This window comes from Sinorhizobium saheli, assembly GCF_001651875.1.
GTDB lineage: Bacteria > Pseudomonadota > Alphaproteobacteria > Rhizobiales > Rhizobiaceae > Sinorhizobium > Sinorhizobium saheli.
Window position 1 is genome coordinate 1 of sequence record NZ_LNQB01000032.1, and the last position, 15,641, is coordinate 15,641.

Annotated in this window: 14 protein-coding genes; 5 read left to right on the forward strand and 9 right to left on the reverse strand. The window is 65.8% G+C overall.

The features are described from left to right. Positions 1 to 72: 72 nt before the first annotated feature. From ATB98_RS00665 to ATB98_RS00685, 5 genes are read right to left on the reverse strand one after another with little or no spacing between them, the layout of a single operon-like run. Complete coding sequence (locus ATB98_RS00665) at positions 73 to 1,161, reverse strand: CgeB family protein (RefSeq protein ID WP_066867786.1); 1,089 nt, start codon at positions 1,159 to 1,161, stop codon at positions 73 to 75. Beyond that, positions 1,158 to 2,288 (reverse strand): CgeB family protein, encoded by a 1,131-nt coding sequence (locus ATB98_RS00670; protein WP_066867789.1) that lies wholly within the window; start codon positions 2,286 to 2,288, stop codon positions 1,158 to 1,160. Before ATB98_RS00670 ends, ATB98_RS00665 begins: the two co-directional genes overlap by 4 nt. Before the next feature lie 3 nt (positions 2,289 to 2,291). Then, the gene (locus ATB98_RS00675) at positions 2,292 to 3,440 is read right to left on the reverse strand and encodes a glycosyltransferase family 4 protein (RefSeq protein ID WP_066867792.1); all 1,149 of its coding nucleotides are present in this window, start codon (positions 3,438 to 3,440) and stop codon (positions 2,292 to 2,294) included. Further along, positions 3,437 to 4,546, reverse strand: coding sequence for an NAD-dependent epimerase/dehydratase family protein (locus tag ATB98_RS00680; protein WP_066867795.1), 1,110 nt, complete (start codon positions 4,544 to 4,546; stop codon positions 3,437 to 3,439). Before ATB98_RS00680 ends, ATB98_RS00675 begins: the two co-directional genes overlap by 4 nt. Then, complete coding sequence (locus tag ATB98_RS00685; protein ID WP_066867798.1) at positions 4,543 to 5,649, reverse strand: NAD-dependent epimerase/dehydratase family protein; 1,107 nt, start codon at positions 5,647 to 5,649, stop codon at positions 4,543 to 4,545. The genes ATB98_RS00680 and ATB98_RS00685 overlap by 4 nt, the downstream gene beginning before the upstream one ends. 342 nt (positions 5,650 to 5,991) lie before the next feature. On the opposite strand from ATB98_RS00685, the gene ATB98_RS00690 reads away from it, so the two are divergent. Both ATB98_RS00690 and ATB98_RS00695 read left to right on the forward strand, forming a co-directional pair. Next, positions 5,992 to 6,984, forward strand: coding sequence for an MDR/zinc-dependent alcohol dehydrogenase-like family protein (locus ATB98_RS00690; protein WP_066867801.1), 993 nt, complete (start codon positions 5,992 to 5,994; stop codon positions 6,982 to 6,984). Beyond that, on the forward strand, positions 6,977 to 8,002 hold the full coding sequence (locus tag ATB98_RS00695) for a Gfo/Idh/MocA family protein (RefSeq protein ID WP_066867825.1): 1,026 nt from the start codon (positions 6,977 to 6,979) through the stop codon (positions 8,000 to 8,002). The genes ATB98_RS00690 and ATB98_RS00695 overlap by 8 nt, the downstream gene beginning before the upstream one ends. A 65-nt stretch (positions 8,003 to 8,067) precedes the next feature. On the opposite strand, the gene ATB98_RS00700 is transcribed toward ATB98_RS00695, so the two are convergent. After that, positions 8,068 to 9,822 (reverse strand): hypothetical protein, encoded by a 1,755-nt coding sequence (locus ATB98_RS00700; RefSeq protein ID WP_066867828.1) that lies wholly within the window; start codon positions 9,820 to 9,822, stop codon positions 8,068 to 8,070. 138 nt (positions 9,823 to 9,960) lie between these two features. Here ATB98_RS00700 and ATB98_RS00705 point away from each other — a divergent pair, with 138 nt between their 5' ends. Genes ATB98_RS00705 through ATB98_RS00715 form a run of 3 tightly spaced genes read left to right on the forward strand, consistent with a single transcriptional unit; the run spans position 9,961 to position 12,672 of the window. Further along, entirely contained in the window at positions 9,961 to 11,064 is a 1,104-nt protein-coding gene (locus tag ATB98_RS00705) for an inositol-3-phosphate synthase (RefSeq protein WP_066867804.1), read from the forward strand. Further along, positions 11,061 to 11,657, forward strand: coding sequence for a histidine phosphatase family protein (locus ATB98_RS00710; protein ID WP_066867807.1), 597 nt, complete (start codon positions 11,061 to 11,063; stop codon positions 11,655 to 11,657). The genes ATB98_RS00705 and ATB98_RS00710 overlap by 4 nt, the downstream gene beginning before the upstream one ends. 52 nt (positions 11,658 to 11,709) lie before the next feature. Further along, positions 11,710 to 12,672 carry a glycoside hydrolase 5 family protein gene (locus ATB98_RS00715; protein ID WP_066867810.1) on the forward strand — a complete coding sequence of 321 codons (963 nt, stop codon included), beginning with the start codon at positions 11,710 to 11,712 and terminating at the stop codon, positions 12,670 to 12,672. On the opposite strand, the gene ATB98_RS00720 is transcribed toward ATB98_RS00715, so the two are convergent. The 3 genes from ATB98_RS00720 to ATB98_RS00730 form a co-directional block, all read right to left on the reverse strand. Next, complete coding sequence (locus tag ATB98_RS00720; RefSeq protein ID WP_084435165.1) at positions 12,624 to 14,009, reverse strand: Coenzyme F420 hydrogenase/dehydrogenase, beta subunit C-terminal domain; 1,386 nt, start codon at positions 14,007 to 14,009, stop codon at positions 12,624 to 12,626. The two genes, ATB98_RS00715 and ATB98_RS00720, sit on opposite strands and share 49 nt — an antisense overlap. Then, positions 13,996 to 15,057: a polysaccharide pyruvyl transferase family protein gene (locus ATB98_RS00725; protein ID WP_066867815.1), complete on the reverse strand. Its 1,062-nt coding sequence runs from the start codon at positions 15,055 to 15,057 to the stop codon at positions 13,996 to 13,998. Before ATB98_RS00725 ends, ATB98_RS00720 begins: the two co-directional genes overlap by 14 nt. Positions 15,058 to 15,149: 92 nt before the next feature. Then, positions 15,150 to 15,425, reverse strand: coding sequence for a hypothetical protein (locus ATB98_RS00730; protein ID WP_066867818.1), 276 nt, complete (start codon positions 15,423 to 15,425; stop codon positions 15,150 to 15,152). Positions 15,426 to 15,641: the final 216 nt, after the last annotated feature.

The following is a 15,641-nucleotide window of genomic DNA, read 5'->3' on the forward strand; positions in this document are numbered from 1 at the left end:
CACCGTCCTGTGGACAATGCTCCGAACCAGGCAAACCTTCGATCCAACTCAAAAAGCTGCTTGACTTGCGCATTACTCAGCAGCCTCCACGCGTCGTGCATGGTTGCGGAAGAGGCGGTCCACTTCCGAGGCGCGATGTGCATAGGTGTGCTCCGCAAGGACGCGACGGAGCGCTCGCTCGCCGATCACGCTCGCATTTTCGGGCGTAAGTCCGGCGAGGAGATCGACCACGTCCTGTCCGTCCCTGGCGAGCAGCACCTCCTCTCCCGGCGTCAGGAAAAGCTCGATCCCTTCCCAGGCGTCGGTGATCAGGCAGGCGCCGGCGCCGGCCGCCTCGAAGACGCGGGTCGCGGGGGAGAAACCGTTCTCAGCCATGCTGTCGCGGGAGATGTTGAGCACGGCGCTCGGCGTCGTGTTGAAGGCGTTGTGATCGGCGGTCGGAACGTGGCCGATATAGCCGACGTTCGGGGGCAGCGGCTTGTCGTGCCAGCCGGCCCCGCCGAGCAGGAACCGTCGCCGCCAGAGCCGGCGCGCCGGTTCGACGAAGAACGCCTCGACCCGGGCCTCCCGATCCGGCAGGCGATTGCCGAGGAAGGCAAGATCGGCGGCAAAGCGCGGATCAGCCGGCACCGGATGGTGTGTCTGAGGGTCGACGGCGTTATAGACCGGAACGCATTGCCGTGCGCCGATCGCGCGATAGTCCTCGACCACGGGATCGCCGCCGCCATAGGTCAATACGAGGTCGAGCGAGGGCAGCATCCGACGCAGCGGATGCTCGGGGGCGGCCTTCAGTTCGGCGAGCGTTGCCGGCGCGTCGACGTCCCAGAAGATTTTCATGGTCGACGGGCCTGCTGAAGCCATGGTTTCCTGGAGCAGCAGATCGTCCGCGAAGCCGACGCCGCTCGCCTTGACCACGATGTCGGCTTTGGCGGCTTCCGCCGCAACGCGCTTCAGCGCCTCGACCGTCCCTTCATAAACCACGACCTTGCACCAGTCCGGCGGATCGATATCGCGGTGCTTCTGCCGGTCATAGACATCCGGCTCATAGAAGGTTATCGCGTAGCCGCGATCGGCGAGCGCCCGAAGCAATCCGCGATAATAGGTTGCCGCGCCGTTCCAGTAGGCCGAGACGAGGCTCGATCCGTAAAACGCGATCCTCATACCGCCACCTCCTCTGAAAGGCCGCGCCCCGCGCCCAATTCCGGCCGATGGGAGGCGAGGATGTTGAGAAGCTCGTCGACGCGGTGCGCGCAGGTATGGCGCCTGCGGATCGTCTCCAGTCCGGCGGCGACCAGCTCACCGGCGAAGTCCGGTTCCGACAGCACCTGGCGCAGCAGGCGAGCCATCTCCTTGCCGTTTCGCGCAAGGAGGAAATCCGTCCCCGGCCGGAAGAGACCCTCGACGTCGGCCCACGGTGCCGAGAGCAGCGGAATGCCGCAGGCAAGGGCCTCGAAAACCCGGATCGTCGGTGTCCCGGGCAGGGCTTCGACATAGGGCCGCCGGGGGATGTGCACGGTCGCGCGGTGCTCGGCGAAGGCCGTCGGGACGGCGGCATTCGCGAGCCAGCCGCCATAGAGGATGCCGGCCGCATGCAAGGCCTCGAGGGCAGGGCCGGGATACCGAACGCCGCGAACAGTGGTCCTGAGCTTCAGCCTTCGTGCCGGTTCGACGAGGAACGACATGATCTCGGCGCTGCGCTCGTCATCACCCCAATTGCCGATCCAGACGAGGTCACCCGTCTTTGCGACTTCGGGCATGGGGCGGAACAGCGAGGTGTCGGCGGCCTCGTGCCAGGTGACGACGTTGCGCCCCCAGCCCGCCTTCAGGTAGCGCTCGCGCAGCGCCTCGCAAAAGGCCAGCACGAAGTCGTAGCCGGAGAGGTCGAGCCGCGCGATGTCGTTGCTGGCGGTGACGGCGCGATGATGCGTATCATGGAAGGCGAGGGTGAAGCGGCCGCCCTTGCGGCGAATGCGGCCGATGCGGGCGACCAAAGCCGGATCGGTCCATTCATGCACCACGACCAGATCGGCGTCGCTCACCGCCGCCTCATGGTCGAAATCGGCGCCATAGACCCCGACGCGCAGGTCGGGAAAATGCCTGCGGAAGGCTGCGATCGGCCCGACGCCCTGGTCGGCGATGAGGTTGAGGCGGCTCCAGGAATCGCTCGGCTCGAGCGCCATCGCCTGGTGGCCGAGCCGAACGAGTTCGCGCATCACGCCGCGCAGGAAATGGGCGTTGCCATGGTTCCAGTCGGAGACGAGCGAATGGGTGTAGAAGAGAAATCGCATCGGTCACTCCGCAGCCGTCAATAAAGGAGACTTGCGCATTGCCCGCCGGTAGGCCTCGAGCACCCCATCACGCTGCGCTTCCACGGTGAAATCGCCGGAGCGCAAGCGCGCCCGCCGGCCGAGTTCGGCCCTGAGCGCCGCGTCTCGCGCCAATCGGTTGAGAATATCCGCAAGTGCTGCGGGATCACGGGGGTCGGTGAACAGGGCAGCGCCCTCCCAAAGCTCGCGATAGGTGGCGATGTCGGCGAGCACGAGTGCGGCACCTGTGCGTGCCGCCTCGAGCGGAACCAGGCCGAACGGCTCGTAGATCGAAGGCGAAACGACGGTCGCCGCCCTCGCCATCAGCGCCATCGTTCGGCCGTGGCCGAGTTCGCCCGGGCAGTCCGCGTGCTCGATCCGCAGATGCTGGCCGTTCCGGCCTTCGCATGCTCCGGCCATGACGACCGGCCAGCGGCTATGGGCTGCAGCCTGGTCCAGCACGGCGCCGTTCTTGCCCTCGTCCCACCAGCGCGCAGCGGCAAAGACGAAATTCTCCTTTATGGTCGTCGAGCGGGGGCGGCGGCTGGAATTATAAACGACCGCGAGATTGTCGATCCGGTCATAGCAGCGGGTGAGCGCCGCCGCATGGCTGCGGCTCGGGGCGAGAACCACATCGGCACGGACGAAGCCCTGCCGGTTACGGCGCTTCTGCCAGAGCCAGTCGCGGGGCAAGCCGGAGCCGCGCACCGCGTCGAACCAGGTGGCGACGCAGGAATGGGAGACCGCGACGACAGGCATCTCGACCGCAAGGCCGGCCGCCTGCGAAGGCAGGTTGAGATGCAGAAGGTCGACGGAACGCTTGAGCGCCAGCTCGGCCAGAAGGGCTGGAACCGCGTCGAGCCCGCTTTCGTCATCCACCATCCAGTCGAGCGGTGCCGCCAGCCATTCGAGCGTGCCGATACGAGCCGCCTCGCGCCGCTGCTCGGCCGAAGGCCCGGGACCGAGGCCGGCGAACACCGTCTCCACGCCGGCATCGCGCAGCGCTTCGGCGAGATCCAGCGCGTAACGCCACACGCCGCCGACCGCGTCGACGGTCATGATGATCCGTCGAGGCAGCCGGTTTCCCGTGCCGGCCTCGGCAGGCAAGGCTGCGGAAGGGGCGCGATCGATCATGCGGTGATCACTCCCGGTTGATGGTGGACCTTGCTGACCTTCGCCCAGTCGTCAACCAGCCAAGCGTGGAGGTCGCGCAGGCCGGCGCGCCAATTGGTGCGGGCGCGCCAGCCGACGGCCTCTGTGAGGGCACGCGTATCGGCAACGAAGAACAGCTGGTCGCCGGCACGCCAGTCGCGTTTTACGGTCTGGAGCCGGCGGCCGATCAACCCTTCGATTTCCCTGACCACGTCGACGATGCTGACCGCATTCTCCGGACCACCTCCCAGATTGAAGGCACGCCCCTTGAAGCGGTCGATCGACTGCTGCAGGGTCCTGTAGGCGGCGACCGCATCGCCGACGTGGAGAATATCGCGAACCTGCTTGCCGTCGCCGTAGATCGATATCGGCTCTCCGGCGAGCGCGCGAATGAGGAAATGCGCGACCCATCCCTGGTCTTCGGTGCCGAACTGCCGCGGACCGTAGACGCAGCTCATCCTCAGCACGGCGGTCGGAATGTCGAACGACCGCGCATAGTCGAGGACATACTGATCGGCGACGCCCTTCGAGCAGCCGTAGGGGGTGCAGAAATCGAGCGCCTGGGCTTCGCCGACGCCATGACTGCGGATCGTCTCGTCGGCCGGCATGTGGCGGCCGTCGACATCCCTCATCGGCATGTGCGTCAGTGCGCCATAGACCTTGTTGGTGCTGGCGAAAATGACCGGCGCGCGGCGCCCGGCCCGGCGGACGGCTTCGAGCACGTTGAGGGTGCCGCGCGCATTCGTCTCGAAATCGTCGATCGGTTGTCTGAGGCTGGTCGTGACGGCCGTCTGTGCCGCAAAATGGAACACGGCCCTGGCGTCCTTGAAAACCGGCTCGATCACGTCGAGGTCGCGGATATCGGCGACCACCGGGTGGACGGAGCCGCCGTGATTGTCCACCAGCCATTCAAGGTTCCGCTCGACGCCGGCGCGGCTAAGATTGTCGAGAACGATCACGTCGTCGCCGTCCCGCAGAAAGCTGTCGGCGAGATTGCAGCCGAGGAAACCGCTCCCGCCGACAACCACGATCGCAGCCGCCTTCCGGGAGAGGGCGGGGGTCGTCAGACTGGCGGTGCCGCCCGTCACAGGACCAGTCCCCGGGCTTCCAGGTGGCGCTTCATCTCGGCGCCGCGGTCGATCGCGCCGACGCTGCGGACCCACTGCGCGAAATCCGCCAACGAGTCCTCGAGCCTGTGGCGGGGCTCGAAGCCGAGCAGGCCACGCGCCTTGGCTATGTCCGCAAAGCAATTGCGGATATCGCCGGAGCGGGCCTTGCCCATGATCTCGGGTTCGAGCTCCGCTACGCCCATCGCGTCTGCGAGGAACGAAGCGATATCGGCGATCGCATAGGCCTGGCCGCTGCCGACATTGATGACCTGGCCGGCGGCCTGCGGGCGTTCTAGCGCCAGTCGGAAGGCGCGTGCCACGTCGCGCACATGAACGAAGTCCCGACGTTGCCTGCCGTCCTCGAACACCATCGGCGGCTGCCCATTGGCAAGGCGCGAGGCAAAATTGGCGAGGACACCGGTATAGGGATTGGAAAGCGCCTGGCCTGCGCCGTAGACGTTGAAAAGGCGAAGCGCCACCGCGTCGACGCCATAGGCTTCGCCGAAAATCAGGACCTGACGTTCCTGCGCGTATTTCGTCAGCGCGTAGATGGAGGCGAGATCGACCGGCTTGTGCTCGTCCGTGGCGACCGGCCTCAGCGGTTCACCATCGGCGCCGATCGGGTCCCAGGCGCCCGCCTTCACATCGGCGGGGGAGCGCCGCGCGTCCGACACGCGCTCGCCCGATGCCGTCTCATAGAGGCCTTCGCCGTAAACGCTCATCGACGAGGCGACGACGATGCGACGAACGGCCGTGCCGATCATCGCCTCCAGCAGCACCGCCGTGCCGAGATCGTTGACGCCGACATAACGGGAGATCTCGTACATCGACTGGCCGACGCCGACCTCGGCCGCCAGGTGGACGACGCAGTCGATGTCCTTCAGCGTGTCTCTCACCAAAGCTGCGTCAAGAACATCGCCGCGTCTGAAATCAACCTCCGGCGGCAGCATGACTTCCGCATCCGCATGGACCTGCTCGTTAAGCACGTCGAGAACGCGCAAGTCATAGTTCTTGGCGAGAAGTTCCTCGATCACGTGCCGGCCAATGAATCCGCAGCCACCGGTAACAAGTACCTTCGTCATAAACGCACCTGACGTTGATCCATCCAAGGTAGAGACAAAGCTGTCCAACAAACGTTCCCAGCAAAGGTTCCTTCTTCTATGACTTCTTCTTCTACTTTGCTCTTTGCAGCGGGCGCTGGCACTCGAAGCTACAAACACCACCGCAAGCTACAAACCTCGCACCTGCGGGAGTGTTCCATGCGATTTCTCCGCCCAGGAACAAAAGCGGCGGGATCAAGTTAACGGCGCGAGGTGGACGAGTGCCGTTTCCCGCCTATTTCGCAAGTTCTGGTCAGCGTCGCTTGCGCGTCGCGGCGCAGCGTTTGGCCCGGCCAAAAAGTCTTCATGGCGGGAGGAAGAGGCATGAACATATCGGCAAGCGCCCGGACCGACACGATGTCCGCGGCGATTATCACCGGCCCCGGTCAGGTGCGTATCGAGACGCTCCCTTTGCCGGAACCGGGGCCCGGTGAGGTGCGGATCCGGCTCGAAGGCTGCGGTGTCTGCGCCTCCAATCTCGTTCCCTGGTCGGGACCGGACTGGATGCAGTTCCCGACGGAACCGGGCGGGCTCGGCCACGAGGGCTGGGGTGTCGTCGATGCCGTCGGTGACGAGGTGCAGGATTTCAAGCCGGGTGACCGCGTGGCGGCTCTCTCCTATCACGCCTATGCGACGCATGACATCGCGGACCAAACCGCGATCGCCGCTTTGCCGGCCGCGCTTGCCGGAGAACCCTTTCCCGGCGAACCGCTCGGCTGCGCCTTCAACATCTTCCGGCGAAGCAGCATCCGGCCGGGGGAGACCGTCGCGATCGTCGGCATCGGCTTTCTCGGAATGCTTCTGACGGAGCTCGTGAGCGCCGCCGGCGCGCGGGTCATCGCCATATCGCGCCGGCCGTCTTCGCTCACTTCCGCCAAAGGCGTCGGCGCGAGCCATGTCGTCGCGATGGACGACTACTGGCGCATCATCGAGGAGGTGAAGCGGCTGACGTCGGGAGGGCTTTGCGACTGCGTCATCGAGGCGGTCGGCAAGCAATGGCCCCTCGATCTTGCCGCCGAACTCGTCAGGGAGCGTGGCCGGCTTGTCATCGCGGGCTACCACCAGGACGGTCCGCGGCAGGTCAACATGCAGCTCTGGAACTGGCGCGGGCTCGATGTGATCAATGCGCACGAGCGCGACCCGGCCATCTACATGCGCGGCATCCGGGAGGCCATCGAGGCCGCGGCCGCGGGGCGGATCGCTCCTTCGCGCCTTTATACGCACAGGTTCCCGCTCGAAGAGCTCGGCGCGGCGCTCGACATGACCCGCGACCGGCCCGAAGGCTTCATCAAGGCGCTGGTGATCTATGATGAGTGACGTCATGCCGCTTGCGACACCCCGCACCGCTCTTCGCCGGCCGCGCGTCGGCTTTCTCGGAGTGGGAAGAATAGGCCTTCATCGCATGGGGGCGATCGTCGAAACCGGGGCGGTCGAAACCGCCGCGATCTTCGACCCGTCGCCGGAAATGGCTGCGGCCGCGCGCGAACTGACGCCCGAGGCCCTGTTGGTCGGTTCCCCCGAGGCCCTGCTGGACCAGCGACTCGACGGCATCGTGATCGCCTCGCCAAGCGCGCTCCATGCCGCGCAGTCGATCGTGGCGCTGGAGAAGGGTATCGCGGTTTTCTGCCAGAAGCCGCTCGGCCGCACGCGCGACGAGACCGCCGCCGTCGTCGAGACCGCCCGGCGCATGAACCGGCTGCTGAGCGTCGATCTCTCCTATCGTTACACGGACGGGATGCGGCGGATCCGCGACCTGATCACGTCGGGCGAACTTGGCACGGTCTTCGCGGTGGACCTCACGTTCCATAACGCCTATGGGCCGAGCAAGCCCTGGTTCTACGACAAGGCGCTCTCGGGCGGCGGCTGTGTCATCGACCTCGGCGTCCATCTCGTCGATCTCCTGCTTTGGGCGCTCGACTTCCCGGAGGTGGTGCAGGTCAGGAGCAAGTTGTTCGCCAAGGGCCTGCCGATCCTGCGCGATGGCGACGAGGTCGAGGACTATGCGGTCGCGACGCTCGAACTGGCAAACGGTGTCGTCGCCCGGATCGCATGCTCATGGCATTTGCAGGCGGGATGGGATGCGGTGATCGCCGCGGATTTCTACGGCACGAAAGGCGGCGCCAGCCTTAAGAACGTGGACGGCTCGTATCTGGACTTTGCGGCCGAGCAGTATCGCGGCACGCAACGGGAGGTCCTGTCGCTTCCTCCGGACGCCTGGGGCGGACGGGCGGCGGCCGCATGGGCGGAGCGCCTCGCTGCGGGGGAGCGTTTCGATCCGGAAAGCGAGCGGCTGGTGACGGTGGCGGATGTCCTTGACAGGATCTACGGGCGTTGATGTCGCGCGAAATGTGAACACTTTCCTAAGGCGCGTCGCGTGAATTCGTTTGGGTGGGACGCGCTTTAGATGCTTCCGACCCCCGCGATATGGCCGCGGAGGAGCGTCGCGTAGCGGGCGGCCATGGCGTCCAGACGACGGCTTTCCTCATCCGTTGCCATGGACCTTGCCGAGATCCACAGCCCGAGCTGGAAGGTCAGATAGCAGATCTCGAGGATCGCCTGCAGCTCCGCGTCGACGGCCCGGGCGCATCCGTCCGATACGATTGAGCGCAACTCGGCGGTCTCGTCCCCGGAAAGGTCGAGTTCCACGCTCGCTCCCGCAACGTCCCAGGCGATGCCCTGGCATCCGACGAGATCGTGGCCGCCGCTGTGGTCGAGCGCATCGGCCTTGAGGAGGCGCTGTTCCCCCGCAACGAGCCATTCCCAGCGGTGGAGACGGTTGTCCGAATCGACCGGCAGCACGGAGGCGTCGTATCGTCCCGCGTCGCGGAGCCGTGGCTTCAGCCTTGCTGCCGCCGAGGCACCGAGTGCCTCCTCGGTGTTCATGACTGCCATTGCGCATAATTCGGAAACGGATGCCCCTCGCGTCACCGGCGCCGGCAGGTGACGGGCGCGAAAGGCGAGGTAGTGACCGAGATGCCTGATAAGGCCCGCGCGACGGAACTCCGCTGCCGTGAGCGGTCTCGCCGGCACCCATTTCTGAACGAGGAAGCCGTGGCAAAGCCCGGCGACGGGCGGCGTGAAGCCGGCCTCGGCGAGCAGACGGGCTTTGTCGAGCTTCCGCTCGCCGATGTCGCCGAGGCCGGCGAATTTGACGAGCCATTGACCGTCGCGCGTATGTGCGAGGAATTTTCTCCGCTCGAACCGCCGGTCGGCGGGCGGCCAGGGATCGCGGTCGCCGCAGACCACGCTGCGCCAGGCGCCGGCGGAAACGTCTTCGAGCGGCCGCTCCAGCGCGCCGACGAGCTCGCTCACCCAGGAGGCAAGGGGACATTCCGCCCCAAGCAGGAGCTCATCGAAGTCGACGACGTGGCGGTTGCCGTTCGCCCAGCGCTGTCGATGGCAATGGCTGGATTCCGGCCCGAGCCCGCCCCGATGGCCCGGAAAGAAATGAATGCGCTTGCGGCTGACGCCATGTTCCTCGAGCCAGTCGGCGACGCAGCCGAAGGAACTGCCGGAAAGACCGGGCCCCTCGTCGACGATCGCAAAATCGGCTGTCCGATCACCGAGGAGGTGTCGCGAAAGCCGCGGGCCAACGGCAATTCGCCTGCGGAAAGGATGGCCGGTCGGCCGCAGCGTGACCGGTGCTGCGGCGCCGAGTGCGGCGGCGACGACTGCCGCGAGGCTGGTCCCGATGGTCCGGATGCCGATTACGATGGTGTCCGACCGAAGTCCCGAGCGCATTGCAGCCTCCGCGTAGCTTTCCGGATAGAGGCCGTAGAACGCATAGCCCTCGGGCTGTTTGACGTCGAGCGACAGCGGTGTGCGCAACTTCGCAAGCAGCGCCGTGGTGCGCGACGGCACGGCCAGCCGGCCGGCGAAGCCCTGTCGCCAGGAGCGGACGACGAGTTGCGCCAGGTCGAGGAGGAGAGTCCCGCCGATCTCGCGCGGTGCCGACAGCTCGTCGCTCATGGCGCTCCCGAACTCGGCATCCGACAACCCCTGCACGAGTTCGCCGGCCTTGAGCAGGACGCCGACGAGGGCAGCGTGCCGCTCGAGACCGGGCGGCCGGCGCTCGAGCGTCCCGAGCTCGGCCGCAATCGCCGCGCACAGGGCGTCGGCGCGCTCCGATCGCTTGACGTCACCGTAAACGAGCATGGTTTCGCCCATCAATCCACGTCCGGTTTCAACGCGCTGCGGCTCAATTCGATCCGGCGATACCCGAAAAGCGCGAGGAACCATTCCGCCGGGCGCGGGTTTGGGCAGCATTGTAGATACTGCGGGAGTGGCGGAGAGATGCGATCGAAATCCATTCGGGTCGGACTGGTCGGGATCGGAAACTGCGCGTCTTCCCTCGTCCAGGGGCTGACGTTCTATCGCGACGCGACCGAAGACGAGCCGGTGCCGGGACTGATGCATGTCAATCTCGGCGGCTACCACGTTCGCGATATCGAAATCACCGCGGCTTTCGACGTCGCCGCCGCGAAGGTCGGACGCGACGTGGCCGAAGCCATCTACGCCCCACCCAACAATACCTTCCGCTTCGCCGACGTCGCCGCCAGCGGCGTTCCCGTCCAGCGCGGCAGAACGCTCGATGGCATCGGGCGGTATCTGCGCGAGGAAATCGAAGAGTCCGGCGCGCCCGAGGCGGACGTCGCCGAGGTTCTGCGCGAGACCGAAACAGAGGTGCTGGTCTCCTATCTCCCCGTCGGCTCGGAGGTCGCGACGCGCTGGTACGCGGAGCAGGCGCTCGCCGCCGGCTGCGGCTTCGTCAATTGCATTCCCGTCTTCATCGCCTCCGACATGTCATGGCAGCGGAAATTCGCCGAACGCGGCCTGCCGCTGATCGGCGATGACATCAAGAGCCAGGTCGGGGCGACCATCGTCCACCGGCTGCTCGCCAACCTCTTTCGCGAGCGAGGGGTCAGGATCGACCGGACCTACCAGCTCAATTTCGGGGGCAATACCGACTTCCTCAATATGCTGGAGCGAGAACGGCTGGAATCGAAGAAGATCTCGAAGACCCAGTCAGTCGTGAGCCAGATGGACATTCCGCTCGCCGCCGGCGACATTCACGTCGGGCCCAGCGATCACGTGCCCTGGCTCGCGGACCGGAAATTCGCCTACATCCGCGTCGAGGGAACCACCTTCGGCAACGTTCCGCTCAACGTCGAACTGAAGCTTGAAGTCTGGGATTCACCCAATTCGGCGGGCGTGGTCATCGACGCCATCCGCTGCGCGAAACTCGCGCTCGACCGCAAGATCGGCGGGCCGCTGATTGCCCCGGCGAGCTACTTCATGAAATCGCCGCCAAGGCAATTCACCGACGCCGAGGCCCGCAGGCGCCTGGAGGAATTCATCGCCGGCGACGCGTGTGGTCTGCTGGGGGCCGCAGAGTGACGGCAACGTTTCTCCTGGTGCGGCACGCCGCTCACGACAGGGTCGGCAATTTTCTGGCCGGGCGGACGGCCGATGTTCCGCTCGGTCGGCCTGGGCGCGAACAGGCGCGGCGGCTCGCCTCGCGCCTCGCAGGCGAGGAGTTCACCTCGATCTATGCCAGCCCGCGCCGGCGCACGCAGGAAACGGCGGCGGCGATTGCCGCCGCATCCGGGGTCGAGGTGGAGACGACGGCTGCGCTCGACGAGGTGGACTTCGGCACCTGGTCTGGCAAGACCTTCGACGTCCTCGATGCGGATCCGCTGTGGCAGCAATGGAACGCCATGCGTAGCCTCGTGCGCGCCCCTGGCGGCGAAACCATGCTCGAGGTGCAGCACCGGGCACTGGCGCTGATGGAAACGCTGGCGCGGCGAGAAAGCCGGAAGAAGATCGTTCTGGTCAGCCACGCCGACGTTATCAAGGCGATGGTCAGTCACGTTCTCGGGCTTTCGGCGGACGCCTGGCCCCGTTTCGATATTGCACCCGCCTCCATCTCCGCCGTGGCGATGGGCGACTGGGGAGCGAAGGTGCTGGCCCTGAACGAAGAGATCGCGTGAGCGCGGCCGAGGCGCTGCGCCGACACTGCAGATACCCCATGCGGAGGCACAGATGATCGAAGCCGTCATGATCTGGAACGAGCCGAACAACAAGTCGCATTGGGATCCGGAGATCGACCCGGACTGGAGTCGCTTCGCACATATGGCGAAGCTCGCTGCCGATGCGGTACGGAGCGTCAATCCCGTCCTGACGCGGCTGCTTGGCGGCATTTCGCCGATCGATCCGGACTTCATCGGCCTGATGAAATCCTATGGCGTCCTCGAAGAGGTCAATGCCATCGCCGCACACGGTTTCCCGCTCGACTGGAACCTCTGGCAGATCGACGAATGGCCGCGGAAGCTGGACGAACTGCGCGCCGTGACGGATCTGCCGATCTGGATCAGCGAGGTCGGCGTGTCGAGTTTCGGTGCCGAGGACGTGCAGCTTTGGGGGCTGAAGCGGACGGCCGAACTGCTCGAGGGCCGGGCCGATCGGGTGCAATGGTACAGTCTTTACGACCTGCCGCGTTCCTGGCAGGCAACCACCCGGCACAAGGAGGCGGAGGGCTCCTCCTATTACCGACATTTCTACATGGGCCTCCTGCGCGAGGACGGCTCGCCCAAGCTGGCGCTCGAGGAGTTTGCCCGACACACGCCGGATATCGGCCTCGTGCAATGGTTCCATTTCCAGGACCCGCGGCTTGACGACGCCGTCGCATGGATGAAGCGGCTCGGCGTCACGCACCTCAGGACCGGCCTTTCCTGGGCCGACCGCTTCCGGCCCGACGCGCTGGCCTGGTTCGACCGGCAGATGGAGGCGCTTGAAGATTTCGACGTCACCGTCACCTTCTGCTTCACGCCCGAGCACAGGGGACTGGCGCCGCACCACACCAGCGCGCCGATCGTACCGGAGGAATTTGCCGCGTTCTGTGCCGAGATGATCGCGCGCTATGCGCCCGCGCCTGCGTCACTCGACCTCGTGGACCCTCAGCGGCAGATGCGGTCGATGAACCTGCCGATCCAGCCGCGCGAATAGGTGACGCCCTGGTAAAGGGAGAGCATCGCCGACGCCCAGCGGATATAAACGGCCGGCAGACGAAGCCTTCTCGCAAGCCAGAAGACGCGATGGCTCCCGGCGCTTATCATGCTGCGCAGCCAATAGACGAGCATGCGGCGCACGGACAGACCGCGCCACCTCGGCGCAACACGCTTGTTCAGCCTTATTGAAACGCGCGGCCAGCCAAGGCGAAAGGCGAGGCCTTCACGTCGCTGCCGGAAGCCCGCCGCCTGCGTTTCGACCACGAAGGCGCTGTCGACCTCCTTGAGATCGAGCCGCCCTTCGCCGACGGCACGGGCGATGAGCTCTTGCAGGACAAGCGATCGAACGACGACGACATTGGTGCCGCGGCCGTCGCTGGCGTAGGGCTCGACCCAGGCGTCGCCAAACGAGATATCGGCGGTTTCGGCAACCACGTCGTCGCAGAAATTGCAGGCCGAATTCTGGAAGAACCCCGCCCCCCAGTCGCCGTCGACCAGATGCCACCAATCCTTGGCTCTCGTGTTCCCGTCCTTGAGCCGCAGCTCGGCGGTGTACCAGTTCGCCGGCCTGCTCGCATTCTTCAGCCGGAAGTCGACGCCCGTCACCGCATCCATCGGCGTATCCATCTGCCAGGCGAAACTCTCGACGAAGCGCGCGCTCTTCATATGGCCGCAGAAGAGACCGAGCGTGAAAGCAAGGCGGTCGCGCAGCACCGGGTCCTGCGCGCAGAGGAGGTGCAAGGCCTTGATGAAGCAAGGAATGCCGACGACCGCGTAGCGGCCGGGACGTCGCCTCATCTCCTCGACGACGCCTGACAATTCCACCGGGTAATAACGCGATTTGGCGCCGTTGCGCACGCCCTCGACGGTCCGCGATACCTGGTAGCGGAACAGCGCTGTGCCATCCCCGGATCCCGGAACCACGTGGGCAACGGCATCGACCAGTTTCCGGTCCAGAAGCTCCACGGCGGTCCAGCTGGCCATGCCGCCGGAGCTCCCCTCCGCGCGATAGCGGCCCTCGCGGACATAGCCGACATAGGCCGCCTCGAAGCGCCCGATCAGGGGATCGTAATGGCGCGCCGAACCGAAGCGCTCGCGGGCGATGGCGTCTTCATCGCTTGCATCAGGCGAGAAGGGGCAGAGTTCCGAGAACCCGCGCGCCTCCGATACGACCGGCTTCAGCTGGCCATAGCGATCGAGCCGCATTGCGGCGGACCCCCCGCACGACTGCGCCACGCACGCCCCGCAGCCGATGCAAAGCCCCGCTCTCGCCATCTGCCTCGGCGTGAGCGTAGCGCTGGTCGTCCGGGCTCCTGGGCGTTCAGTTGAGGACATTGATCAGATAGGTCCGCGATTGTGCTCGCAGTTGCGCGAGCCGCTCTGCAATGGCGCGGCCGGGCGCCTCGTCGAGGATGGCCTCGTATTCCGCTTGGGACGTGCCGGGCGCCATCACGTGCGGCTCAGCGCCGACCAGTTGCGTCAGGTCGACGATCTTGTTTGAGCGGTAGTCGGAGAGGACGCAGGCAAAGGGCTTGGTGTTGAGCAGCGCGAAGACACAGCCGTGGAAGAAATTGGTGACGACCGCCTCGGCGCCGGCAATGCAGCCGGCAAACTCGTAAGGTCCCGCATCGAGCCATTGCTCGTCCGCCCACTCGTTGCGATAGCCTATGCTGACGAGGGGGAGGGAGCGCGCCGCCGCCCAGCGGCATATCGCCTTCTGGAACCAGGCCGGAAACGAGTGCCCGTAGACGGCGACATAGGGGCGTGAGGCGGTGTGCCGGCAAGACACGATCGTCTCGGGAAACTGCAGGCAGGGATCGAGGACGAGTGCGGCTTCCCGTCTGACGGCTTTCTCGACGATCCGCCGGGAGTTCTCGTCCCGGACGGAGATCTCATCGAACTTGCTGAGCCTCTCCGCCCAGAAATGGTCGAGCCCGCTGGCGGCGGAGTGGTTTCCGAAGGTTGCGGCGTAGGAGACGAGGCTTCTTGCCCGGAGGCCCTCGCCATAGAACAGCGGATAGCCGCCGTACCAGGGATGGCGCAGGTTCCAGACCTCGTCGCTGCCGATGACGACGATGTCGCAATCCTCGAGACCGGCCGGGTCGTCGAGGGCGAACGGAGCGCTGAGCGGCAACGAGGCAAGAGCGCTCAGGAATTTTCTCGCCTTGGAAGCATAGAGGGGAATGTCCGCCGGCGCAGTCCTGGCCGGCAAAAGCGGCCGCAACGCGCAGCGCAACTCGGCACGGCTGACGCGCGCGGAACGATGATCGAGAATGACCGGGTCCGCGCCGAGCGAACGCAGACCATGCACCAGGCAGCGCGCCTGCCAGAATGATCCGTAGTTGATGCACCGATGGAAGGTCAACACGCCCAGTCTTGCCAACGGCCGGTACCTCCTGGCTGAACGAACCGGTGCGTCTGAAACAGCAGATTGCGAACGGAATGCTGCCACCCGGCCTTTGGCCACCAATCTGTTCAATCGAAAATGGTTCCCTTGGCGCCCTCGTATTCCCGCGCCAGCACCTCGATGGCGGCCGATGCTTCGTCGGCGGTCCAGCCGGCCTCCTCCGCCCGGTGGGCAAGCTCCAGCAATTCACCCGTCAATTCTCCGCCCATGGCCGCGACGATGCTCTCCTGGGACGTTGCCGCGAGCTCCGAGACGGCCGGTCTCAGAGCCGCAATGCAGTCCGCCTCGCGCCCGGGATAATCGGAGGCCCCTCGGGGCTGGGAAATCGCTTGTGCCTCGTCCATCTCTCTCTCCATCGCTGTCGACCGCGGGTCGTAAGGGAAATGGCGGGTTGTGATAATTGTTCCTGGAGCGGGGCGCTTCAGGCGCGCGCCGGTGCCGTCCTTCTCGGCCCTTCTCCGTCACCCATGACCAGGAGCAAGTTTTCATCGAGCTGTCATCGCTGATTCACGACGCTGTCACGCCCGGCCTCTACGCGCTTCAGAACCGAAACCGGCTCA

Excerpts from the sequence above, each read along its gene's own strand:
- ATB98_RS00665 (WP_066867786.1), bottom strand. The coding sequence starts at position 1,161 with ATGAGGATCGCGTTTTACGGATCGAGCCTCGTCTCGGCCTACTGGAAC.
- ATB98_RS00670 (WP_066867789.1), bottom strand. The coding sequence starts at position 2,288 with ATGCGATTTCTCTTCTACACCCATTCGCTCGTCTCCGACTGGAACCAT.
- ATB98_RS00675 (WP_066867792.1), bottom strand. The coding sequence starts at position 3,440 with ATGATCGATCGCGCCCCTTCCGCAGCCTTGCCTGCCGAGGCCGGCACG.
- ATB98_RS00685 (WP_066867798.1), bottom strand. The coding sequence starts at position 5,649 with ATGACGAAGGTACTTGTTACCGGTGGCTGCGGATTCATTGGCCGGCAC.
- ATB98_RS00690 (WP_066867801.1), top strand. The coding sequence starts at position 5,992 with ATGAACATATCGGCAAGCGCCCGGACCGACACGATGTCCGCGGCGATT.
- ATB98_RS00695 (WP_066867825.1), top strand. The coding sequence starts at position 6,977 with ATGAGTGACGTCATGCCGCTTGCGACACCCCGCACCGCTCTTCGCCGG.
- ATB98_RS00700 (WP_066867828.1), bottom strand. The coding sequence starts at position 9,822 with ATGCTCGTTTACGGTGACGTCAAGCGATCGGAGCGCGCCGACGCCCTG.
- ATB98_RS00705 (WP_066867804.1), top strand. The coding sequence starts at position 9,961 with ATGCGATCGAAATCCATTCGGGTCGGACTGGTCGGGATCGGAAACTGC.
- ATB98_RS00715 (WP_066867810.1), top strand. The coding sequence starts at position 11,710 with ATGATCGAAGCCGTCATGATCTGGAACGAGCCGAACAACAAGTCGCAT.
- ATB98_RS00720 (WP_084435165.1), bottom strand. The coding sequence starts at position 14,009 with ATGTCCTCAACTGAACGCCCAGGAGCCCGGACGACCAGCGCTACGCTC.
- ATB98_RS00730 (WP_066867818.1), bottom strand. The coding sequence starts at position 15,425 with ATGGACGAGGCACAAGCGATTTCCCAGCCCCGAGGGGCCTCCGATTAT.